The 23,587-nt window shown below is 59.6% G+C and carries 21 protein-coding genes; 8 read left to right on the forward strand and 13 right to left on the reverse strand.

Translation table 11 applies throughout. From position 1 onward, the window contains the following. The coding region (locus IG627_RS21310; RefSeq protein WP_193193198.1) for a BapA/Bap/LapF family prefix-like domain-containing protein at positions 1–611 on the reverse strand (611 nt) is incomplete at its 3' end. A 436-nt stretch (positions 612–1,047) separates the two neighbouring features. Here IG627_RS21310 and IG627_RS15005 point away from each other — a divergent pair. Both IG627_RS15005 and IG627_RS15010 read left to right on the forward strand, forming a co-directional pair. Further along, positions 1,048–2,622: a carboxylesterase/lipase family protein gene (locus IG627_RS15005; protein ID WP_193193199.1), complete on the forward strand. Its 1,575-nt coding sequence runs from the start codon at positions 1,048–1,050 to the stop codon at positions 2,620–2,622. 2 nt (positions 2,623–2,624) lie between these two features. After that, entirely contained in the window at positions 2,625–3,173 is a 549-nt protein-coding gene (locus IG627_RS15010; RefSeq protein WP_193193200.1) for a histidine phosphatase family protein, read from the forward strand. A gap of 141 nt (positions 3,174–3,314) precedes the next feature. Here the strand turns inward: IG627_RS15010 and pepN are convergent, their stop codons facing one another. Beyond that, positions 3,315–5,945 carry an aminopeptidase N gene (pepN, locus tag IG627_RS15015; RefSeq protein WP_193193201.1) on the reverse strand — a complete coding sequence of 877 codons (2,631 nt, stop codon included), beginning with the start codon at positions 5,943–5,945 and terminating at the stop codon, positions 3,315–3,317. Positions 5,946–6,145: 200 nt separating this feature from the next. Here pepN and IG627_RS15020 point away from each other — a divergent pair, with 200 nt between their 5' ends. From IG627_RS15020 to IG627_RS15030, 3 genes are read left to right on the forward strand one after another with little or no spacing between them, the layout of a single operon-like run. After that, entirely contained in the window at positions 6,146–7,168 is a 1,023-nt protein-coding gene (locus tag IG627_RS15020) for a phospholipase C/P1 nuclease family protein (protein WP_193193202.1), read from the forward strand. Between the two features lie 59 nt (positions 7,169–7,227). Continuing rightward, entirely contained in the window at positions 7,228–8,562 is a 1,335-nt protein-coding gene (locus IG627_RS15025; protein ID WP_193193203.1) for a peptidylprolyl isomerase, read from the forward strand. Then, on the forward strand, positions 8,547–9,110 hold the full coding sequence (locus IG627_RS15030) for a hypothetical protein (protein WP_193193204.1): 564 nt from the start codon (positions 8,547–8,549) through the stop codon (positions 9,108–9,110). Before IG627_RS15025 ends, IG627_RS15030 begins: the two co-directional genes overlap by 16 nt. Here the strand turns inward: IG627_RS15030 and ggt are convergent. Beyond that, a complete protein-coding gene (gene ggt, locus IG627_RS15035; protein ID WP_226865211.1) occupies positions 9,104–10,756 on the reverse strand; it encodes a gamma-glutamyltransferase in 1,653 nt (550 codons plus the stop codon). The two genes, IG627_RS15030 and ggt, sit on opposite strands and share 7 nt — an antisense overlap. A 186-nt stretch (positions 10,757–10,942) precedes the next feature. On the opposite strand from ggt, the gene IG627_RS21200 reads away from it, so the two are divergent. The 3 genes from IG627_RS21200 to IG627_RS15050 all read left to right on the forward strand — a co-directional run bounded on the left by IG627_RS21200 (position 10,943) and on the right by IG627_RS15050 (position 14,492). Next, entirely contained in the window at positions 10,943–13,879 is a 2,937-nt protein-coding gene (locus IG627_RS21200) for an intermembrane phospholipid transport protein YdbH family protein (RefSeq protein WP_193193205.1), read from the forward strand. 80 nt (positions 13,880–13,959) lie between these two features. Continuing rightward, positions 13,960–14,154 (forward strand): YnbE family lipoprotein, encoded by a 195-nt coding sequence (locus IG627_RS15045; RefSeq protein ID WP_193193206.1) that lies wholly within the window; start codon positions 13,960–13,962, stop codon positions 14,152–14,154. Positions 14,155–14,165: 11 nt separating this feature from the next. After that, the gene (locus IG627_RS15050; RefSeq protein ID WP_193193207.1) at positions 14,166–14,492 is read left to right on the forward strand and encodes a YdbL family protein; all 327 of its coding nucleotides are present in this window, start codon (positions 14,166–14,168) and stop codon (positions 14,490–14,492) included. 109 nt (positions 14,493–14,601) lie between these two features. On the opposite strand, the gene rpoS is transcribed toward IG627_RS15050, so the two are convergent. The 10 genes from rpoS to kdsA form a co-directional block, all read right to left on the reverse strand. Continuing rightward, entirely contained in the window at positions 14,602–15,648 is a 1,047-nt protein-coding gene (rpoS, locus tag IG627_RS15055; RefSeq protein WP_226865213.1) for an RNA polymerase sigma factor RpoS, read from the reverse strand. Between the two features lie 212 nt (positions 15,649–15,860). After that, entirely contained in the window at positions 15,861–16,706 is an 846-nt protein-coding gene (locus IG627_RS15060; RefSeq protein WP_193193208.1) for a peptidoglycan DD-metalloendopeptidase family protein, read from the reverse strand. A gap of 113 nt (positions 16,707–16,819) precedes the next feature. Then, a complete protein-coding gene (locus IG627_RS15065; protein WP_193193210.1) occupies positions 16,820–17,785 on the reverse strand; it encodes a DUF368 domain-containing protein in 966 nt (321 codons plus the stop codon). After that, positions 17,782–18,453, reverse strand: coding sequence for a protein-L-isoaspartate(D-aspartate) O-methyltransferase (locus IG627_RS15070; protein WP_193193211.1), 672 nt, complete (start codon positions 18,451–18,453; stop codon positions 17,782–17,784). The genes IG627_RS15065 and IG627_RS15070 overlap by 4 nt, the downstream gene beginning before the upstream one ends. Before the next feature lie 160 nt (positions 18,454–18,613). Then, positions 18,614–19,576 carry a tRNA pseudouridine(13) synthase TruD gene (gene truD / locus IG627_RS15075; protein ID WP_193193212.1) on the reverse strand — a complete coding sequence of 321 codons (963 nt, stop codon included), beginning with the start codon at positions 19,574–19,576 and terminating at the stop codon, positions 18,614–18,616. Then, positions 19,569–20,054 carry a 2-C-methyl-D-erythritol 2,4-cyclodiphosphate synthase gene (gene ispF, locus IG627_RS15080; protein ID WP_193193214.1) on the reverse strand — a complete coding sequence of 162 codons (486 nt, stop codon included), beginning with the start codon at positions 20,052–20,054 and terminating at the stop codon, positions 19,569–19,571. Before ispF ends, truD begins: the two co-directional genes overlap by 8 nt. Then, entirely contained in the window at positions 20,054–20,767 is a 714-nt protein-coding gene (gene ispD / locus IG627_RS15085; protein WP_193193215.1) for a 2-C-methyl-D-erythritol 4-phosphate cytidylyltransferase, read from the reverse strand. The genes ispF and ispD overlap by 1 nt, the downstream gene beginning before the upstream one ends. Continuing rightward, entirely contained in the window at positions 20,764–21,051 is a 288-nt protein-coding gene (locus IG627_RS15090; protein WP_193193217.1) for an FtsB family cell division protein, read from the reverse strand. The genes ispD and IG627_RS15090 overlap by 4 nt, the downstream gene beginning before the upstream one ends. Positions 21,052–21,158: 107 nt before the next feature. Next, complete coding sequence (gene eno, locus IG627_RS15095) at positions 21,159–22,445, reverse strand: phosphopyruvate hydratase (protein ID WP_193193219.1); 1,287 nt, start codon at positions 22,443–22,445, stop codon at positions 21,159–21,161. 237 nt (positions 22,446–22,682) lie between these two features. Then, entirely contained in the window at positions 22,683–23,528 is an 846-nt protein-coding gene (kdsA, locus tag IG627_RS15100) for a 3-deoxy-8-phosphooctulonate synthase (protein ID WP_193193221.1), read from the reverse strand. Positions 23,529–23,587 lie beyond the last annotated feature (59 nt).

Here is a 23,587-nt window from a genome sequence, read left to right on the forward strand (position 1 = left end):
TCGGCATCGGCACCGGCATCGGCATCGGCATCGGCACCAGCATCCGCGTCCGCATCCGCATCCGCATCCGTATCAGCGTCGGCATCAGCGTCTGCATCTGCATCTGCATCACCATCCGGCGGGGGGGGAGGCGGGGACGGGGGCGGTGGTGGAGGCGGGGGTGGGCCAACGTTGTTGTCATCGTCGTCGTCCGCAATCGCAAACGCGGCCGCCAATCCGAGAGCAACCAGTCCACCTATTGCCCACGGGGAGAGTCCTGCGGCTGCCGTTGCAGCAGGCGCGCCCACTGGAATCACGCCACCGGCGGGACCGCCCACCGTGGAGAAGATGGATCCAGGATCCCCAGACATCGCCATTACCATGGGGCCATCTGGACTATCTAATACCAGTTCGCTGTGGGATCCGTCATCATCAACCTGAAAGAAGTTGGCGATGGTAATTATCTGCCCGGATTCTAGGACGATGACCAAGTCTGCCCCACTCCTCGAGTAGGAAGCTATCTCATCCAGTCCCACAGGAAGACTGACTAATCCCGTCGAAGTCAGATCCAGGCTCTCAAGCGGTAGTTCTCGCACCGAGCCTGTCTGTTTGTCGAAAATTTTTGCGATCATTTTCTACCCACTACTTACAAACAAGTGAAAATAAATCCATCTACACACTTGATGGCAGGTTGATCTCCCATCTGCTAATAGACGATTGGTTCGTGGCGCTAAATCAATCCATGTCGTATATACCCTTCCCTGCATTACAAAAATAACGCACAAATTTTGAGCAGCCTTATTTGGTATGGACTTTTGACTGGAACTTTTCAAGAGAGAAATGACGTCGCCGATGCCAGCTAGTCAATAATATTCATCCAAAGTGGATTTTGACTGGCGCCCAAAAATTGGTTGAAGCGCGGATGTCTATTGCGTGAAAAGTAAGAGTGGTTCGCCCCTGAGCCAGCAAGTAGGGATCCTTTCCAACCAGATTGGTAATCAGTTGCCGGCCGCTATACTGATCGGGTCATCCAGGGAGTGGTATACGAAAGAAAGCAGGACGCCTTCAATGAGCCGTGATGCAAACATCGAAAGCCTTTATAACAGGAAAAGCAGCACCCCATTTGTTGACACTCTAGCGGGACCGATTAGCGGGTCAGTCGACATAGAAACCGGTGTTCATCGATTTCTCGGCATACCCTACGCCCTGCCCCCGATCGGTGAACTGCGCTGGCAACCACCACGACCGGTACCCCCCTGGCAGACTCCCTATTGCGCTGACGACTTCGGCATGCCCGCTGCGCAGAATCCATCCGCATTGATTGAAGTCCGTGGCCCCGACGGCGAAGTGCCGGAAAAGGAAGATTGCCTCTATTTGAACATTTACGCGCCAGCGGGTTCGGTCGGGAAGAAGCTGCCTGTGATGCTCTGGGTGCACGGCGGTTCTTTTTATATGGGCTCCGGCTGCCAGGACATTTACAACGGCCGTTACCTGGCTCAAAGCGGTCGCGCCATCGTTGTGACTTTTAACTATCGCCTCGGTGCCCTGGGATTTCTGCGCCTGCGGGATATCTGTGACATCTCCGCCAGCGGAAATGAGGGTCTTCAGGACCAGATAGCGGCACTGGAATGGGTTCGGAAAAATATCCCGGCATTTGGCGGGAATCCGGACAATATCACCCTGTTCGGCGAATCAGCCGGCGCCATGAGTATCGCCGCGTTGATGGCCGCGCCCAACTGCCGCGGACTCTTTCGGCGCGCCATAGTACAGAGTGGCAGTCCCCTGGCAATACACTCGCGCGATAGGGCCAGCGATCTGGCCCAGGCATATGTTGAACACCTGGATCAGATCAGCGGCGGCGAACCGCTGCGCAATGCCAGTACCCAGTCCCTGCTTCAGGCGCAGAAGGCCGTGCTTTCCGATCCGCGTATGGAAAAACGCTGGGGCCAACTACCCTTCAAGCCGGTACTCGACGGCGAGCTGTTGCAGATTGAACCCATGGCGGCGCTGCGGGGAGGTAATGGCAGCGAAGTTTCGCTACTGCTCGGTAACAACCTGGACGAATGGAACCTGTTCAGCGCCATCAATCCGGAGAGTTTCACCCTGGACAACCAGCAGATTCGCAAACGCCTGGAGTGGTTGCTGCCGCACCAGGTGCTCGATCCGCTTCTGGAACACTACTACCAGCTGGCCAGATCCATGGCCGGCAACCCCTGGCCGGAGTGGAGCCGCACCTGGAACCTGCTGTTGACCGATATGGTATTCACCCTGCCCGGCCTGCGCCTGCTGCAGACCCACAGTGGCCAGCGCTTCCACTACCATTTTGCACAGCCGCTGGCGGCACAACCGCTGCTCGGCGCCTGCCACGCGGTGGAATTGGGCTATGTGTTCGGTACCCACGGAGAGGAATCCCTGCAGTCGCTCTACGGCGGGGAGACAGATGCACACAGGCTGAGCAGTGCCATGCGCGACGCCTGGCTGAGCTTCGCCGAGTGTGGCGACCCGGGAAATGGCTGGCCCGAGTTTGAGAAGGGGCACAGCCGCCGCTTTGGCGATCACCCGGGCGCGCGCCCCTTCGATACGACAGAACTCGCCGCCCTGTGGCAAGATATTCCGGACGATTTGCTGAACGGTTATCTCTAGCAGTGACAAGAATACTATTGGTCCGCCACGGCGAGGCATCCAAGGGTCCGGAAGCGCCTGATCCGGAACTCACGGACCTCGGGCATAGGCAGGCACAGGCGCTGGCACGGCAGTTTGCCAATGTAAAACCCATTTCCCTGATCAGCAGCCCCAAAGCCCGCGCCCGGCAGACGGCGCAACCTCTGGCGGAGCTCTGGCAGCGCTCCGTTACCCTGGAGCAGGCGGTAACTGAAATTCCCCCTCCTGAAGGCGTAGCACTCAGCGAGCGCGGCCAGTGGATTCGCAGGCTGCTGGACAGCGACTGGGACGCGGAAGACAGAGCCCAACAGGAATGGCGCCGGGGTATCCTGGGTTTTCTGCTCAGCCTGCGGGAAGATGCCGCAATCTTTTGTCATTTTATGGTGATCAATTCGGTGGTGGCGCAGGTCCGCGGCGACCGGCGGGTGCAGCAATTCCGGCCGGATTATACGTCGGTGACGGAATTGAATTCAGGGGGAGGCCGCCTGGAGATTGTCCAGTTGGGAGAGGAACGGCAGAGTCGTATTCTCTGACCGTATTCGGTGCGCCGGCGCACATCGACGTAGGGTGCGCCGTGCGCACCGATCTATGTGGGAGCGCGCGCCGCGATAGATCCGGCCAACCGGAATCGCGGCCATGGGCGAGTGGCCGCCCCGCCGCTCCTACAGTCTCGATCAAACCAGGCTCTTGCTGACCACCTCGTAGAGGTCCGCAGACAGTTTGCCGGAATCCATCACCGACTGAAGCGCGGTTTTCATCTTCTCGCCCAGGTCACCACCGTATTTCTTCCAGCGGGTGATGGGCAATACCAGGCGCGCGGCAATTTGCGGGTTGAGTTTATCAAGGGCGATCGTCTGTTCGGCGACAAATTTAAAGCCGCTGCCGTCGACGCGGTGGAACTGGGTAAAGTTGCGATTGGCAAAGCCGCCGATCACTGCGCGCACCTTGTTGGGGTTTTTCAGTTCGAAAGCCGGGTGCTGCATCAGCGCGCGCACATTTTCCAGGGTGCCGCGTTTGGCGCTACTGCTCTGCAATCCGAACCACAGCTCCACTACCTGGGTATCCTGCTGCCAGCGCTGGTAAAAACTCTCCAACGCCGCATCTGCGCTGGCGGTGTCGCCATGATTGACCAGAGCACTCAGTGCGGCGGCGCTATCGGTCATATTGGCGGCGCTGTCGAACTGGACCTGCGCCAGTGCCAGGGCATCATCCTCTTCAGTCACACACAGATAAGCCAGGCAGGCGTTTTTCAGGCTGCGCTCGGCAATGTCGGCGGCCTCGGGGCTGTAGGGTTTGTCGGTGTGCAGGCGCTGGTAACAGGCCAGCAGGTCACCCTTCAGCGCCTCGGCCAGCGCCGCGCGGGCGAATCTGCGCGCGGCGATAATGGCCTCGGCATCTATCTTTTCCGCTTCTTCCGCCAGAGTCTGCTCGCTCGGCAGTGCCAGCATCTTCGCCACCAGGGCCGGATCCAGGTCGCGGTTCTGTAACACGCTGCGGTAGGCCTCCACCAGCTGCGGCTGCAATTTCAGCGTCTCTTCACGGCGGTATGCCTGTTGCAACTGCTCCAGCGCCATAAATGCCAGGCGCTGGCCGGCATCCCAGCGATTGAACTCATCGGCATCGTTGCGCATCAGGAACAGCAGCTGCTCGGTGCTGTAGCCGTAGCGCACCTTGACCGGCGCCGAGAAGCCGCGCAGCAGCGACGGCAGCGGCTTTTCCAGCAGGCCGGAAAAATTGAAGGTCTGCTCCGCCTCGGTTACCTGCAGAACCACCTGCCTGGTACCGGAGGTATCCAGCGGCAGGTCGCCGCCGTCGGCGCCCAGCAGGCCGATGGCCAGCGGGATATGGAACGGCAGTTTCTCCTCCTGGCCAGGTGTCGGGGGGCAGGACTGCTTGACCGTCAGCGCGTAGTTGCCATTGACCTCGTCGTAGGCATCGGTCACCTCCAGCACCGGGGTGCCCGCCTGGCTGTACCAGCGGCGGAACTGGGTCAGGTCGACGCCGTTGGCGTCCTCCATCGCCACCACGAAATCCTCGCAGGTCACTGCCTGGCCGTCGTGGCGCTCGAAGTAGAGATCGCTGCCCTTGCGGAACCCCTCGGTGCCGAGCAACGTGTGAATCATGCGCACCACTTCCGCGCCCTTCTCGTAGACAGTCAGGGTGTAGAAGTTGGAGATCTCCATATAGGAATCCGGGCGCACCGGGTGGGACATGGGGCCGGCGTCCTCGGCGAACTGGGCCGTGCGCAGCATGGAGACATCCTCGATGCGCTTGACCGCGCGGGAGTTCATGTCCGCGGAGAACTCGGCGTCGCGGAAAACGGTAAAGCCCTCTTTCAGGCTCAGTTGGAACCAGTCGCGGCAGGTGACCCGGTTGCCAGACCAGTTGTGGAAGTACTCGTGGCCAACGATGGATTCGATACGCTGGAAACTGCTGTCGGTGGCCGTCTCCGGGCTCGCCAATACACAGGCTGAGTTGAAGATATTCAGGCCCTTGTTTTCCATCGCGCCCATATTGAAGTGATCCACCGCCACGACCATAAAGATATCCAGGTCGTACTCGCGGCCGTAGACGGCTTCGTCCCAGCGCATGGCCTTTTTCAGCGAGCGCATGGCGTGGTCGCATTTCCCGATATTTTTTGCCTCGGTGAAAATCTGCAGTTTCACCTTGCGCCCGCTGCTGGTGGTGTAGCTGTCCTCCACATGCTGCAGGTCACCGCCCACCAGGGCGAACAGGTAGGCGGGCTTGGCGAAGGGATCCTCCCAGGTAACAAACTGGCGCCCGTCCTCGGTAGCGCCGCGCTCTATCTCATTGCCGTTGGACAGCAGCACCGGATACTGCCTGGGCGCCACTATGGTGGTGGTGAACTTCGACATCACGTCCGGTCGATCCGGGTAGTAGGTGATCTTGCGGAAGCCCTCCGCCTCGCACTGGGTGCAGTACATGCCGTTGGACAGGTAGAGCCCCTCCAGGGAGGTGTTGTCCTCGGGGTTGATGCGGTTGTGGATTTCCAGCACAAACGCCGGCTTATCCACCGGGATCGACAACCCCTCCGGCAACTCCCTGTAGCGGCTGGCCGGTACCAGCTGCCCGTCAATGGAGACGGACAGCAGCTCCAGCTCCACGCCATCCAGCAATAGTGGCGGCAACCCTTCCCCTGCATCCGGATTGCGTCGGATCTTCAGCTGCGACTTGACCAGGGTGGCCTTGGGCTGCAGCTCGAAGTGCAGATGGGTGCTGTCGACCAGATAGTCCGGTACCCGGTAGTCCTTGAGGTAAACGGTGCTGGGCTGGGCGTCTTTCATATTCCTTAACATCCTCTACTGGGGAAATCGCGCCTTATTCCTTCGGGAAATGAGACACGGCGCACAACTTATCACTCCCGGCGAAATTCACAAGTCAATGTCATCGAATCGCACTACACCTGTCATTTGACAACGTCAAACTGGTATAGACCAGACCGTGATTTCCCCCTCCTATTCAACCAGATAAAAAGGGAGTTTCCATGAAGAACCTAATGATTCCCAGCCTGCTGGCCGCTGCACTGCTGGCGTCGCCGGCGCAGGCCTTCCAGCAGATCACCCACAAGCGCATCGCCATGGATGCCGTGGCCTATATGCGCAACAACCCGGAAACCACCGAGTACGCGAGGCTCAAGGCCTGGGTCAACGCCGCCGGCTATACCCTGGACCAGTTCGCCGAGGTGCTCGGTCAGGGCGCCTACGACGTGGACGATTTCCAGGACACTTACCTGTGCGGCGCCGTGACCGGCGACTGTGTTTACGCGCCGGTATTCAATGCCGGCGCCTCCCTGGTCAACTACACCAGTTACTGGCATTTCCAGAATCACACCCGCGGGTCCGATGTACACGGCAATGACCTGGGCGGCTACAACTACGACCTGCTCACCGTCTGGGGCGATATCGACAATCTGGCGGCCACCTGGCTGGTAGGCGATTACCTGGATGACGGCAACGGCGGCATGACAGGCTGGTTCTGGTCTGACGATTCCGAATACAACAGCTACGGCATCACCGAGGCCAACTACCGCCAGGGCAGCCATTCCTCCAAGTCCATGTACGACGATTTCGAGGAGATCCCCTTCCAGCCCCTCGATAACCTGGGCCAGTACTGGTACAGCCAGTTTCTCGCCCAACCCACCGCCCAGACCCTGGGCTTCGTGATGCACACCACTGACCTGCTGCAACCCCACCATGTGTGGACCACCTCGGCGCTGAATCACAGCGGCTGGGAGGGCTGGGTTGCCGACTACTACGACGGCGAAAACCTGAACGACAGCGGCCTGGTGACCCAGGCCATGGATAACTTCAACCCCGTTGCCAGCGGCAGCAGCGATATCCGCCCGCTGCTGACCGAGGGCGGCGCCCTCGCCTACGGTAACGGCGGTATAGTGCTGTCCAGCACCGATCACAACGACCGGGTACAGGTGGCCAGGGTGGTGGTTCCCCACGCGATTGCCATGGTGGTGCATATCCTGAACCACGCAGCGCAGCAGGTGAGCCACTAGGGCCTGTTGACACTAACTACGCCGCCGGCACCCGGTGCCGGCGGATCGGGAAATAGACAATGCGCAGGAAATGGCCGTGGGTGCTGGCGTTGATAGTAGTCGCCGGCACCCTTGTTGCAATACAACACGTCTGGCCACTGCCGGATCATGTGGCCGCGCGCGTCGATAGCGAGGAGATCACTGTCGAGGCGCTGGATGTGTTTGTGGCTGCGGCGCGCCGGCGGCAGGAGGACGCAGACAGGGAGTCCGTACTGAAAGGCCTGCTGGAAAACCGGCTGTTGGCCGACGCCGACATGCCAAAGGCCGAGCAAGAAACACCGTCGCGGGTCGGTTACGACCGCAATACACGACTGGAGCAGCAGCTGTTCCGCCTGATTCGCAGCGCCTACACTGAGCCTCTCAACCGGGCAATGCGCGACAGCGGCGCCATCGACAGCCTGGCGTTCCTGACCGCGCCGATGGCCCTGGACAGAAATCTTCTGGCGCCGATGCTGCTGCTCGACCAGAAGCTGTACAGCACCATGACGCAGCAGCAAAAGGATGCCGCGCAGCAATTTGTGCTGGCGCGCTACCGCTTCCGCGGAAGCCAGGAGGAACAGGCATTGACCCTATGGGATCTCTACCGGCGGCAGAATATGCAGCTGAAGGTACAGATGCACAGCCTGAACCTGGACTTTATCCGCGAGGCGGTAAAGCAGCAGTTGACCACCGCCTTTGTACTCGACTGGTTTGAACACAGTTCGGGATTGAGCGACGAGTCCCGCCAAATTGTCAGGCGCTGTGTCGAGGACGCACTGCTGCGGGAAGCGCGCCTGCAGGAGATGGGGCTGTTGCAGGATATCCACGACGACAACCCGCAGCTGCGCGCGCTGGCGGATCGGGTCACCGCCGACGAAGTGGCAGCCTACTATCTCGCCCACAGGGAGGAATTCACCCGTGTGGAAAAGGTGCATGCCTACCACATCCGCCTGGATAGCCAGAAGGAGGCCGACAAGGTCTACGCCGAGATAGCCGCGGGCCTGCCCTTTGCGGATGCTGTAGAGCGCTATTCCCGGGCCGGGGACAGAAACCATGGCGGCGCCCTGGGCTGGATCGACCGCCACGGGCGCCAGGATCACTGGAGCCGCGCGCTGGCTTTTGTGCAGCCGCCAAATAGGGTATCGCGCCCCTTCCGCAGCCCCCAAACCAGCGATATTGTGTACTGGGAAATACTGCTGGTGGACGCGCGGGAAACCGGTTACCAGCCGGTGGAAAGTGAATCCGTGCGCTACCGCGCGTCCAATGCCATAGCGCGGCAGAAACTCCAGGAGCGATTCCACAAACTTCTGGAGGGAAGGCGTAAAGTGGCGGCAATCCGTATTAACCGGAGACAGATTCAATGCGAGTCCTGTTAATTTTCGCGCCCCTCACCATTGCGGCGCTGGTTGCCGTGGTGACGGCCGGCGAGACTGCAGAACCCGAACAACCTGAGGCTGTAGCCGAGCCACAGGCAATTTCAGCCAAGGCAGAGCCATCTGCCGTCGGTGCCGTGACGGAAAAGAAAAGTGAAGATGAAACTGCAGCGGTTGCCGTACAGACGGAAACGCCCCCGACCCCGCGATCATCCGCGGTGGCAGCACTGAGACAGGGCATGGAGGCCGGCGACCCGCGCATGCCGCCGCTGGCACCCAGGGCGGAAGAGAGGGAAATGCCCAGCGCAGAGGAGCTGGCGGACCCGGATTTGTACCGGGCCTACGAGGCGCGTCAGAAGCAGGAGATCTACGCCTCCTTCGCCGCGGCCGCGTCGAAGAAAATTTCCGCCCTGGAAGAAATGATCGCCCTTGGCGGTCGCGGCGGGGTCACCGCCGAGCAGCTGCAGGAGGCAAAGAACAAGGTGGAAAAACTACGCGAGCAGCGGGAGCTGTTGCTGCAACAGCACCCGGAGCTGCAAGAGCATCAATAGCCTGCGGCGTGGCCGTCCTTGCGGCTTTCCGAGGCACCCCAGTAGACGCCCGTGTTATCGCGCATGATGCCCTGGTAGCCACCGTAAGGGCCGCTCTCAAAGCGCAGCTGGTGTCCCATCTGCACCAGCGCGCGGCGGGTCTCCATTGGAAAGCCATCCTCCAGGCTGATATGGCCGCCATCGACCATTACCTCGTCCGTGGGCTGGCTGGAGCCGCTGTGCAGTATGCGCGGCGCATCGCCGGCCTCCTGCACATTGAGGCCGAAATCCACCATATTGATCACTATCTGCGCGTGCATCTGCGGCTGGGTCGCACCGCCCATCACGCCGAAGCTCATATAGGCATTGCCATCCTTGGTAATGAATGCGGGAATGATCGTGTGGAATGGGCGCTTGCCCGGCTGGTACTGGTTGTAGTGCCCCTCCCTGAGGCTGAACATCTCGCCGCGATCCTGCAGGATAAAACCCAGGTCGCCGGGTGTCATACCGGAGCCCATACCGCGGTAGTTGCTCTGGATCAGTGACACCATATTGCCGTCTTTGTCTGCCACCGTCAGGTAGATGGTATCGCCGTGACGCAGGGCCGCATTGCCGGCGTCGTAACGCTTGGCCGCCTTTTCCCGATCGATCAGCTTACGCCGCTCGGCGGCGTACTTTTTCGAAATCAGTTCTGCAACCGGAATCCTGTTGAATGCGGGATCCGCGTAATACCTGGCCCTGTCCTCGAAGGCGAGCTTCTTCGCCTCGGCAAACAGGTGCACATACTCGGGGCTGGTTCGGCCGAGCTTGGCCAGGTCGTAACCCTCGAGAATATTCAGTATCTGCAGCGCCGCAATACCCTGGCCGTTGGGCGGCAATTCCCAGACGTCGTAACCGCGGTAGTTGGTGGAGACAGGTTCCACCCATTCGGACTTGTGCGATACCAGATCCTCGTAGGAGAGGAAACCGCCATTGTCTTTCATATAGGCGGCAATCTTCTTCGCGATTTCGCCCTTGTAAAAGGCATCCCGCCCTCCCTCCGCTATCCGGCGGTAGGTCTCCGCCAGGCGTGGATTGCGGAACAACTCTCCCTCCCGGGGCGCCCTGCCGCCGGGCATATAGGTCTCGCGAAAGCCCGGATATTTCTGCAATAGCGGTACCGAGCGGTTCCAGTAGTAGGCCACCAGCTGGGTCACGGGGAAACCCTTCTCCGCATAGTCGATCGCCGGTGCCAATACTTCTTCCATTGGCAGGCGGCCGAATTTGCCGTGCAACTCGAACCAGCCATCCACGGCGCCGGGTACGGACACCGGCAGGGGGCCGTGGGATGGAATCTTTTTCAGGTCGTTCTGGGCAAAGTATGCAAACGGCAGGGATTTGGGCGAGCGGCCACTGGCGTTGAGGCCGTAGAGCCTGCCCTCCTCACCTCCCTTGCCTGCGCTCCACACAATCGCAAACAGGTCGCCGCCGATACCGTTGCCGGTAGGCTCCATCAGCCCCTGGGCCGCGTTGGCCGCTATAGCGGCATCGACGGCGCTGCCGCCGCGTTTGAGGATATCCAGCGCTATCTGTGTGGCCAGTGGTTGGCTGGTGGCTGCCATACCCTGTGTCGCCAGTACAGGCGAACGGCTGGCAAGGCCCTCACCGGTGACTCGATCGTAAGCCAAAGCTGCTCCCGCGCCCATCAGGGCAATGAACACTAGTGCGACAAAGCGTAGAATGTGGATGGCCGGTTTCACGAAAGGTGCCTCTCTTATTATTGTTCCTGGACGGTTACACTGAAAGCGAGAAAGACAGTTTCCATATAAAATCCACCACCGCAAGTAAGTTCCGAGAGTGTTGAGAGGTCCAGAGTGCAAAAAACCCGCCTGATCACAGTCACGGCAGCCCTGCTGGCCGTCGCAGCCGGCTGTTGGGCCTGGTGGGAAAGGGACAGGGTAGCGCCAAAATTGATCAACGCCCTGCTGCAGGGCAGCCGCATCGAGGAACTTCGCGGCCTGGAACTGGGCCCGGGCGTTATCGCCGCCAAGCGTCTGGTACTGGCTATCGAAAGTGGGGCACACCTGCAACTGGACAATGTGCAACTGCTCAGGCCCTTCAGTCTGCTTTTCGCGTCGCAACAGAATCGCGCTGAACTTGCGGTTGCAAAGTTGAGTTACGCTTCTGGTGTTGCCCGGAACCGGGAACCTCAAGCGCCGAATGAAACCCAGGGTCTCGATACAGCGGGTGTCGAGCTCAGCGAGTCGATAAAATTGCTGAAGTACCTGCCGGAAACAATTCAGATCGGCAATTTAGCCTGGCAGGGTCAAACGGCACAGCTGAATCTACGCAGGGATTACGGCGAAGATACCATTCACGCCGAGTTGTCGAGCGGCGGGAAGCTACTTTCACTGCAATTGCGTCCTCAGGTAAATCAACTCCAATTCACTGTACAGTTGGCAGAAGGCAAGCAGAGCCCGGCCCTTTCAGTACATGGAAACCTGGTGCAGAAGGAAACCGGGCAGTGGCAGGCCACCGCACAATTGGAGTCCGAACTACAGCGGGTCACCGGCCTGCCCCTGTCCGTGGAACTCAATAAAATTGCCGCTAGCGCCTCGGGGAAACTCACCGCCAACATTGAAGTTCAATTGCCGGACCAGTTTCTGCAATTGCAGGATTACACCGGTATCACCGCAAAAATACAGAGCGAGTCGGTCCTGCTTGTCCTGCCCGAGGCGCTGTTGGGGGCAGCAGCGGAACTTTCCCTGTCGACCCGGAGCCCGCTTGTCATCAAACTCGATTCCATGCAGCCGCTGCGACCCGAACAGATTTCTGGCAGCGGCTCTTTTGCGCTGACGCCTGGGAAACAGCAGCAGCCTCTCATTCAAGCTGAATTCGACACAGGCACCACCGAGGGGCGACCATCGTTCACCATCGCCGGCCATTTCAACCTGGAGTCGGCCAGTCCACTTCTTGAGTCCCCGCATTGGCAGCAAAAGTTGAAGTCCCTGTCAATGGATTCCGCGGCCGGGAGAATCGAGTTTCACGGTGAGGCAAGACTGAAACAATTCGGGGAAATAGGAAGCAGCGATCTGGGTGGATTGAGCGATATAAAACTATCCCTGCTTGCGGGCAGCAAGGCCAGTGTCAATATCGCCGCAGCAAAAGAAAAGGACAGCTTGGCCACACAGATTGGCTGGCGCAGGGGAAAGGTTTCCGTACAACTGCCAAAAGCGTTGACCATCGGGGCCGATCAATGGCCCGGCAATATCCGGATTACTGGCGAGACAGTGGCATTGCGGGCAGAGGAGAAAAGCGACGGCCTGTCACTGGATTCGCAACTGCGCAGTATCGAATGCAATTTTGCACAGGAAGTCGATTGCTCACTGACACTCAATGCAAGCGCTCCGCAGCTATCGATGGAGGCTCACAACCTGATCGTCGAAAAACCCACTATCAGTACACAGCTCAAGTTGCTGCGCGACGGTGATCACCAGCGTCTGCAACTCCGACAGCTGGCATTCTCGGCCGAGGAAATTGGCGGGGGTGCGGTGGAATTTGAACTGCTGTCACTGAACTCGCCTCAGCTCGAGTGCACGATCATGAGGGGCACGACAGAATGCACCAGCACCGTGCTGACGAACAGCTTCTCTACCATGGGAGCCGCGGAACTGGAGGCCTCCGGCTCGATAAGAATGAGCGCGTTCCGATTCAAGCAGGAAAATGGACAGCTTCTGCTCAGCACGAGCTATCGTTCAGATGACCTCCGCCTGCAGGCGCAGGGTGGCTACAGGTTGGACGCTGAATTGAAGGGCCAACTGGGACTGGATGGCGACACACTGAGCGGTGAGAGCGAAGTCCGGGCTGGCGCCATGCAACTGCAGAGCCGCTGGAAGCACAACCTGGGTACCAGTCAGGGGCAAGCGGATATTACCCTGGCCGAAACGACGTTCAGCCAACAGAAACCACTCAGCCAATCGGTAAAAGGGCTGCCGCTGGATATAGTCGCGGGCACCCTTTCCGCCAGTGGGCAGCTTTCCTGGCCGCCGACACAACAGGATAGGGTCGACTTGCGCTTCGATGAGGTTGCAGCAGTTTTCGGAGAATCTTTCGCCGCGGGCGCCAGGGGCCAGCTGTCCCTGCGCAGACAGGGAGAACACTGGGTGAGCGGCGAGCCGCAGGCGATCCGACTGGACACCCTGGACCCGGGGCTGCCGATACGGAACATCCGCTTCTCACTGGCGCTGGATCAGAATCGGGATCTGACGTTGGGGAATATCAGCGCAGAACTGCTCGGCGGCAGGCTGCAGTCGCAGAGCCTGGTCTGGAACCTGGCCGGTGAAGAGCGCAATAGCCAGGTAAGTATCAGCGAAGTTTCCCTCAGGGAACTGGCCAGGGAAATGGAGGCCGAAAATTTTGCCGCCACCGGTATCCTCGACTTGCAGATCCCCCTGGTGACCGGCCCCAAAGGGGTAACCGTGAAGAGAGGCGGGGTAAAGGCGCGGCCACCTGGAGGGCGCTTGCGCTACTATGGCGCCTTCTCTGCAGCCATGCTGGCTGGAAATCCGCAGCTGAAACTGCTCGCCGGCGCCCTGGAGGACTACAACTACCGTGAGTTGAGCGGTACCCTGGAATATCCACCCAGCGGCGATATGCAGTTGCAGCTGAAGCTGGTCGGACGCAGCGCGTCAGTGGCCGCGGACCGGGATCTGATCATCAACCTGAACCTGGAGAACAATATTCCCGATATGCTGCGCTCTCTGCAGGCCACCCGGGACCTGACAGAAGCCCTGGAAAAGCAGGTTCAGTGACATGAATTCAAACAAGTTGATTCAGATTGGGTTAAGCTAGCGCGATTACAATATCCTTGCTTTGACTTGAGGAGCATCCGATGAGCACCACCCGATTGCGTCCGCTACTGCTGGCTGCCGCCCTGGTCGCTGCGGGCTGTACGCCGACAGTAGCGGTACAGGCACCCAGCGAGCCTATTACCGTGAACCTGAATGTGAAAATCGAACACGAGATTCGTGTCAGGGTCGACCGTGAGCTGGACGACCTGTTCGAGGACAAAGAAGGTATTTTCTAAGGAGGCGAATCATGAAGATTGTAAAGACTGCCCTGCTCTTCCTGAGCCTGGTTATCGCACTGCCGGCCATGGCAATCACCCTGAATGAAGCCAAGGGCCAGGGGCTCGTCGGAGAAGCCAATAGCGGCTATATCGCCGTGGTGAGCCAGAGTTCAGCGGAACTCGAAAAACTGGTGGCGAATGTCAACGCAAAGCGCAAGGCGGAGTATGCCCGGATCGCCAAGCGCAACAATATCGATATTGCCCAGGTCGCCGCGCGCGCAGCGGAAAAACTGGAAGCCCGCCTGGCTCCCGGGGAGTACTACCAGGACAATCGCGGCCGCTGGGCCCAGAAATAGCGCGCCATATGGCAACAGCGGGGAGTCCGAACAAGCCGCTCCCTGCTTATGGCAATAAAAAGCCCGCGGAGAGGCTCCTCTTCGCCGGCTTTTGTTTTTTTTTTTAGTTCTACAGGGTGCCAAACAGCGATTGGCCATCGAGCCCCTGTTTTTCCATCACTTCGCGCAGGCGTTTGAGTGCATCTACCTGAATCTGGCGGACGCGCTCGCGAGTCAGACCAATCTCGCGCCCCACTTCCTCCAGGGTGCTGGCCTCAAATCCGCGCAGGCCGAAACGTCTGGAAACCACTTCACACTGTTTGTCCGGCAACTCGCCGAGCCAGCGGTTGATGCTGTCGAACAGGTCACTGTCCTGCAGCAATTCCGCGGGATCCGACTCGTGCTGATCCGGGATCGTATCGACCAGGGTTTTTTCCGATGAAGGGCCGATGGGCGTATCCACCGAAGTGACCCGCTCGTTCAACCCCAGCATACGCTCGACATCTTCAACCGGCTTTTCCAGCAGATTGGCGATTTCTTCCGCCGAGGGTTCGTGGTCGAGCTTCTGTGCCAGCTCCCGAGATGCACGCAGGTAGACATTCAACTCCTTGACCACGTGAATCGGCAGGCGAATGGTGCGGGTCTGGTTCATGATGGCCCGCTCGATCGTCTGGCGTATCCACCAGGTCGCATAGGTCGAAAACCGGAAACCGCGCTCGGGATCGAATTTTTCCACCGCGCGGATAAGGCCCAGGTTGCCTTCCTCAATCAGGTCAAGCAGGGCCAGGCCCCGGCTGACATAGCGGCGGGCAATCTTTACCACCAGACGCAGGTTACTTTCGATCATGCGCTTTCTCGATGCCGCATCACCACGCAGTGCCTTGCGTGCGTAGTAGACCTCTTCTTCTGCGGTCAACAGCGGAGAAAAGCCGATCTCATTGAGATATAACTGGGTAGCATCGAGGTTTTTCTGCAAATGGCTATCGGTGTCCAGTTTGCGCGCTCGAGCCTTCAGGGGGGTGGGTTCGGAGTTTTTCTTTGCCGCGGGTCTCCGGGTGCGGCCGTTGGTTTTGCCCTCGTTCTGCTTTATTTGCTGCTCGCTCTGATCTACTGCCAACTCAGGAGGAAGATCATCTGCGTTGCCAGTCGTTAACTGGGCTTGCCGTTGTGCTTCCATTTCCCCTACTCCTTGTACTTTGCCAAAATCAGCCGCACTGCAACCCGCTTGAGCCATGACTGGCTAAAACCAGCTGCTACCTTCTGTGCGACAGCCACCGGACCGGCAGACCTTGCGATCGTCACGAATCCAGTGACTACCTCAAGTGGTACAAATTAAAAATCCATTTTTATGCGCAGCGCTTCCGGCCCTCACCCGAGTTATGGCCTTGGTTAAGGCAAGTGCGCCATTGGGTCCACTGGCTGACCGTTCCGGCGAATTTCAAAGTGGAGCTTGTTGCGGTCGGTACCACTCGAACCCAATTCCGCTATCCTCTGTCCCGCCTTGACTTCGCTGCCCTCATTCACAAGTAACTTGTGGTTGTGGGCATAAGCACTCAGGTATTCCTCACTGTGCTTTACGATCAACAGTTTTCCGTAGCCTCTCAGCGCACTCCCCGCGTAGATCACGGTGCCATTGGCTGCTGCGAGTACAGATTCTCCCTTTTCCCCGGCGATATCAACTCCCTTCCGCAACGGGTCTTTTGCCCTGAAGCGACTGATCACTTTCCCTTTCGCCGGCCAGCGCCACTGAATCGAAGACCCGGCGACGCGGGAAACCGACTGGCGCGATTTACTCGTCGTTAAAGATTTTGTGCTTTTGGCAGTTGGCCGTTTCTGGGGCTGGGGCTTGGGTCTTGGGGGCGGAGCAGGCCTCCTGACCTCCCGCGAAACGGTGGCGACAGCGGGGCCGCCCGCCAGTTGCAGGCGCTGCCCCGGATAGATCTGGTAGGGCGCAGATATCCCGTTAACGGCTGCAAGATCGCGAAAATCCTTACCATAGCGCCAGGCAATGGAATAGAGTGTCTCGCCTTGACTAACCGTATGGTGCTTGATTTTTGCGCTTGGGGGCTGCGCCAGCGAACTGGTGGGGGCGCGGTGACCGGCACAGGAGCACAGAAGCAGGAGCAGCAATGCCCTGCTTAATATTTTGAACACTGATATGAAAACCTGACCAAAACAATGGCAATTGTTCCGCCAGAATCGGTATTCATTATGTTGAAAGAGGCGACATTCCATTATTCTCTTTTTACATCAGACAGACACATTTATGGAAAAAGTGTCTAAAAAAATGTTCCGAAAAATTGCCAAAAACCTTCAGAAAAAGCTGCCATTCCGACCTCTGGCAGATGTTACTGCGGCGGGACACCCGGTTCGCCCTTCCGACGGGCAGTCCCAAACGCATCCACCAACAGCACCAGCGCAGCAGCGACAATAGCGGCGGTGACCGCGGCGCCCAGGTAGGCTTTGTCACCGGTCTGCGCGGCGAAAGTGGACGGCGACGTATTGGACATCAGCGGCGCCAGTTTATCCCCCGCATCAACGACACCGGTCAGTGGCAGTTTCCAGGGCCAGATAATCTTCAGGCTACCCAGGAGTATACCGGCGAGAAAAGCCAGGGTACGGGCGATATATCGGTGCATCAACCAGGAAAGCAGGCGGCTGAATAGCAACAGTCCGGTCGCCGCCCCGGCAGCAAAACAGACCAGGTTGAAAAGCTGAAGTTGGTGCACGGCGTCCAGCACCCGCGGGTAGATCCCGATCAAAAGCAGGATAAAGGCACCGGAAATGCCCGGCAGTATCATGGCGCAGATCGCCAGCGACCCTGAGAGGAAGAGCGTCAGGGGTGTGGCGGGGATCTGCCCCGGGCGCAGCTCACTGATCAACACGGCGGTGGCTATGCCGACCAACAGGAACAATACGACCGACAGGGACCAACGCGGGATGCCCCGCAACACCGGTACTGCGGATGCCAGCACCAACCCGAAAAAGAATGCCCAGACCACAATCGGATAATCGTGCAATAAATAGCCAATCAGCCTCGCCAGGCTGAAGATGCTGATCAGCACGCCGGCGAAAAGCGCGAGCAGGAAACTGCCATTGATATATTGCCAGGTAGCAGCGATGCCCTGGCGCCGCAGTAGGGTCAAACAGTGTGGACCTATGCGGCTCAGGGAATCGAGCAGTTCCTGGTAGATTCCGGTGATAAATGCGATGGTGCCGCCGGAAACACCGGGCACCACATCCGCAGCGCCCATTGCCATACCGCGCGCAGCCACTCCCAGATAACGGCTACTGAACAGTCTGGGCAGACTCATCGAACGACACCGCTGAGCAACGGCACAAAGCGCACGGCTTCGAGTTTCTCCACGTCGAACTTGTCGCTGTCTTCGCGACGGCTGACAATCGTCAGGTACTGGCGCTCGCTGCCGACGGGAATGACCAGCACACCATTGGGACCCAGTTGTTCCTTTAGCTCCGCCGGGACGGATGCGGGGGCCGCAGCGGCCAGTATCGCGTCGTAGGGGCCCTTTTCCGGCCAGCCGAAGCCGCCGTTGCTGAGCTTGAATTCCACATTGCGCAGCGCCAGCTCCCGCAGCCGGCGACGCGCCTGGTCCAGCAGGGGTTCGATGCGTTCCACCGAATAGAGTTGATCGACGAGACGGGCGAGAATGGCGGTCTGGTAACCGGAGCCGGTACCCACTTCGAGCACCCGGTGCAGGGATTTGGCGCGACTGAGCAGCAGTTCGGTCATGCGCGCGACAATATAAGGTTGGGAGATGGTCTGGCCGTAGCCGATAGGCAACGAAGTATCCTCGTAGGCACGAATGGCCAGCGCTTCGTCGAGAAACAGGTGGCGCGGTGTGGATGCCATCACATCCAGCACTTCCTCATTGCCAATACCCTCGTCCCGCAGCCGCTGTATCAGGCGATTGCGGGTACGCTGGGAGGTCATCCCCAAACCTTCATGTTTCAAGTGATCCATATTCTTCTTATTCCAACTTCTCCGGTGCGCGACCGCCATGGATGGCGGAAGTGCAGAAAATGCAGGAGCAATTTTTTGTCACGGCGCACCCTACTCAATGCGGCTGGCTCTCCATACGCTCCCGCAGGGTGCGCCGCGCGCACCACTCAAGTCCCAGATTCTATGTGGCGCCGGATACATTGACCAGCTCCGCCACCTCCCTTAGAAGAGCAGTAGCAAAGGCACCCACCGGCAGCGCAAACTCCAGTAACAGGTCACTATCTGACCACTCGTAGGAAAATGCCTCGGGCCGCAGCACCAATGGGCGCCGTTCCTGCTTCAGCCCACAGTGTTCCAGCCAGTTACACCAGGCCTGCCAGGGTTCGAGGACGCGCTGCTCCAGCTCGGCGAGTTCTTCTGTCGCAGGGTTTCTACCGCGCCCCCACAGGGGGCCCGTGGACTCCGATTCAGGCTCGCCGGGCATCGGCTGCTGCCAGGTGCCAGCGCTCAACCTCTCAGCCAGCACCTGGTTGAACAGCCAGCTGCGCGCCGCGGACATGGCAAATGCCTTTTCACTCTTTCGGCAACGGCCATTTTCCTCCGCCAACCGGCGCGCCAGGTCCAGGTTGCCGCCGTCGCGGCCGAAACGCTGCTCGCCGAAGTAATTGGGCACTCCGCCGGCAACCCCTGCCAGCACTTGTTCGGCCTGCTCCCGATCGCCTGCGATATTGCGCAGGCGAATGCGGAATCGGTTGCCGCCGTGCTCGCCGCGGCGCAGTTTGCGCGGGCCGCGGTGATTCTGCAGCAGGGTTATTTCGTCACTATTTAACTGGGCCCAATCTGCCTCGGGCCTCTGCCCCAACCAGACGCTGAACCACTGGGTGGTGACGGCGTGGCGATCCTTGAGACCGTAGTAACCGATATCCTGGGTGCGCACGCCGGCCAGCCTCGCGAGCTGCTGTGCCACCCAAACGGTGTTGGCGCCACGCTTCTGAACCAGCAGGTAGACATGCTCGCCGCCGTCGATCACCGGCGGCGAAGCCAATTCGTCCACGACAAAGTCTTCCGGGATCGTCCGGAAATCACCCCTGATTGCAGCACCACCCAGCGCCCGCGGCCAGGCCAGATTCCATAACTCAGTCATTGGCGCGCTCGAGAAGGACCGTCGCCTGGGCGGCAATGCCCTCGCCGCGGCCGGTAAAACCGAGCTTCTCACTGGTGGTGGCCTTGACACTGATCTCGCCGGGATCCACCCCACAGTCTGCGGCGATATTGGCTCTCATGGATTCTATATGCGGCGCCATCCTGGGCGCCTGGGCGATCAGGGTGCAATCGGCGTTGACCAGGCGATAGCCGCGCTCCTGAATCAAACCCATCACGTGACGCAGCAGCAGGCGACTGTCGGCACCGGCGTAGCTGGCGTCGGTATCGGGAAAATGGTGGCCGATGTCCCCCAACGCCAGCGCCCCCAGCAGGGCATCCGCCAGCGCGTGCAACAATACATCGCCATCGGAATGCGCTTTGAGTCCGCGCTCGTAGGGAATTTTTACCCCGCCCAGAACTACATGGTCGCCAGAGCCGAATGCATGCACATCGAAGCCCTGGCCTATTCGAAAACTCACTATCGTTTGTCCTCTGTGGGCGCATAGCGCAGGCGCAATATGGTTTCCGCCAGCACTATATCCGAGGGATGGGTAACTTTGAGATTGTCGCGCCGGCCCGGCACCAACTGCGGGCTGTGGCCAAACAGTTCCAGCGCACTGGCCTCATCGGTAATGGCTGCGCCCTGTTCCAGTCCGCGGCGCAGGCAGGAGTGCAGCAGGCCAAGCGGCGCGCGCTGGGGTGTCTGCGCCAGCCAGATACGGTTGCGATCCAGGGTCCTGTCGACGACCGCCCTGTCTCCATCTGCACGACTCGACTTTACCGTGTCACTGGCGGGCTGGGCCAACAGGGAAACCGGATCCGCACGCAACAGCGCCTCGATATCTTCCAACGCGATACAGGGGCGCGCGGCATCGTGCACCAACACCGGGGTTTCCCCGGACTCCCGCGTGGCGAGAAAATTGAGTGCGGCCAGCACTGAATCCGCGCGCTCGACGCCACCGGTGACCCGGTGCACCTGCGGATGTTTGGCTTCCGCCAGGTGGGGAAAGTAGGCATCGTCTTCGGAAACTGCGACGACCACACCGGCCAGCCCGGGCCAGGTGAGGATATTGCGCAGGGTCAGGGACAGTAGCGGCCGCCCCAGCAGTGGCAGGTACTGCTTGGGCCTGTCTGCACCCATGCGCTTGCCAACGCCGGCGGCAGGCACCACAACCCAATAACCACTAGTCACTGGGTACTGTCTTCCGGATCGAGAAAAATAAACAGGGTTTCGCCCTCCTTGATCAGGCCCAGGTCGTAGCGCGCTTTGGCCTCGACGCCATCGGTGCCCTCCTTGAGACTGCGCACTTCACGCAACAGGTGGCGATTCTCCCGCGCCAGGGCGGCGTTTTTTTCCTGCTGCTGGGCCAGCTGGCGTTTCAGGCGCGCCACTTCCGCCAGGCTGCCCTCACCTACCCAGAGGCGAAACTGGGAGGTGAGCAGGAGCAACACGAGAATTGCCAGCAGCCAGCGCATCGGGCGTTGCCCTAGAAATGCGGAATGAGAAATGCGAAAAGCGGAATTTCGCATGCCGCACCAGTGAAGACACACTCATTCCGCATTCCGCATTCCGCATTCCGCATTTATTTAAACTCTGCGCGGCCGTGGTACGGAGCAGAACCGTTCAGCTCGGCTTCGATACGCAGCAGGCGGTTGTACTTGGCCACGCGGTCGGAACGGCTCAGTGAGCCGGTCTTGATCTGGCCAGCGGCAGTGGCTACAGCGAGGTCGGCGATGGTGGTGTCTTCGGTCTCGCCGGAGCGGTGGGAAATCACCGCGGTGTAGCCTGCATCCTTGGCCAATTTGATCGCATCCAGGGTTTCGGACAGGGAGCCGATCTGGTTGAACTTGATCAGGATGGAGTTGCCGACCCCCTTCTCGATACCCTCTTGCAGTATCTTGGTGTTAGTCACGAACAGGTCGTCACCCACCAGCTGCACCTTGTCACCGATCTTGTCGGTCAGCACCTTCCAGCCGTCCCAGTCGCTCTCATCCATGCCGTCTTCGATGGACAGGATCGGGTAGTTGGCGGACAGCTCGGCCAGGTAATTGGCGAAACCTTCGCTATCGAACTGCTTGCCTTCGCCCGACAGGTCGTAAGTACCATCCTTGTAGAATTCAGAGGAGGCGCAGTCCAGGGCCAGGGTGATGTCGTCGCCCAGGGTGTAGCCAGCTTTTTCCACTGCCTCGGCGATCACTTTCAGGGCCGCCTCATTGGAGGGCAGGTCCGGTGCGAAGCCGCCTTCGTCGCCCACGGCGGTGTTGAGGCCGCTGGAGGACAGCACTTTTTTCAGGGCGTGGAAGATTTCCGCACCCTGTCGCAGGGCTTCGGCAAAGCTCTCGGCCTTGACCGGCTGGATCATGAATTCCTGGATATCCACATTATTGTCGGCGTGCTCGCCACCGTTGAGGATATTCATCATGGGTACCGGCATGGAGTACTGGCCGGCAGTGCCGTTCACTTCGGCGATATGCTGGTACAGCGGGATTTTCTTGGAAACTGCCGCCGCCTTGGCCGCGGCCAGGGAGACCGCCAGTATGGCATTGGCGCCCAGCACGGACTTGTTGTCGGTACCGTCGGCATCGATCATCGCCTTGTCCAGGGCGCGCTGGTCGGTTGCGTCCATGCCTTTCAGCAGGTCGGCGATGGTGGTATTGATGTTCTCAACCGCTTTCAGTACGCCCTTGCCCAGGTAGCGGCTCTTGTCACCGTCGCGCAGCTCCAGCGCTTCGCGGGAACCGGTGGAGGCGCCGGAAGGGGCGCAGGCGGAACCGATGGCACCGTCTTCCAGAATTACGTCGGCCTCAACGGTGGGGTTACCGCGGGAATCCAGCACTTCGTAGGCCTTTACGGCGACAATCTTGCTCATTAACGAGGGCTCCATGTTTTGTAAGTGAGATGAATGGCTAATTCAATTATTCCAAGTCCGGGTTCAAATCCTACACCCTGGCGGCCCTGCTACCGGGAGCCTTTTGCGAGACACGCCGTATATACATCCCTGTAGGCTTGTCGGCCGGGTCCCTCCGGCCGACAGTCTCGCAAAAGGCTCCCGCCAGCAGGACCTTCGCATAACGCACATTGCGCAATTCAGATTCGAGAATCTGATTTATTCTGTATCCAGCGGCGCGAAGCCTTTGACCAGGTCATCCACCGCTTTCATCTGCGCCAGGAAAGGCTCCAGCTTATCCAGCGGCAGTGCACTGGGGCCATCGCACAGGGCCTTGTCCGGATCCGGGTGGGCTTCCAGGAACAGGCCGGCGATGCCGATAGCCAGGCCAGCGCGGCCCAGTTCGGTAACCTGGGCGCGGCGGCCGCCGGAGGCAGCGCCGGACGGATCGCGCATCTGCAGCGAGTGCGTCACGTCGAAGATCAGCGGTGCGCCGCCGGAGGCGTCGATCATGGTGCGGAAGCCGAGCATATCGACCACCAGATTGTCATAACCGAAGCAGGCGCCGCGCTCGCACAGGATGATTTTGTCATTGCCGCACTCGGCAAACTTCTCCACCACATTCTTCACCTGCGGCGGGCTCATAAATTGCGGCTTCTTCACATTGATCACCGCACCGGTCTTGGCCATGGCCGCCACCAGGTCGGTCTGGCGCGCGAGGAAGGCCGGCAGCTGGATAATATCCACCACTTCCGCGACCGGGGCGGCCTGCTCCGGCTCGTGCACATCGGTGATCAGCGGCACATTGAAGGTCTTCTTGACCTCCTCGAAGATCTTCAGGCCCTCATCCATACCCGGACCACGGTAGGAGTGGATGGAAGAGCGGTTGGCCTTGTCGAAGGACGCCTTGAATACGTAGGGGATGCCGAGCTTTTCGGTGACCTTGACGTAGTGCTCGGCCACCTGCATGGCCATATCGCGGGATTCCAGTACGTTCATGCCGCCGAACAGCGTAAACGGCTTATCGTTGGCAACCTGGACTTTTCCGACTTGGATACTTTTCACTTCTTTCCCTCTCCCCCAGCCCCTCTCCCGCAAGCGGGAGAGGGGAGCGGTTTGTGCCA

It is taken from the genome of Microbulbifer taiwanensis, from assembly GCF_014904815.1.
In the GTDB taxonomy this organism is placed as follows: Bacteria; Pseudomonadota; Gammaproteobacteria; order Pseudomonadales; family Cellvibrionaceae; genus Microbulbifer; species Microbulbifer taiwanensis.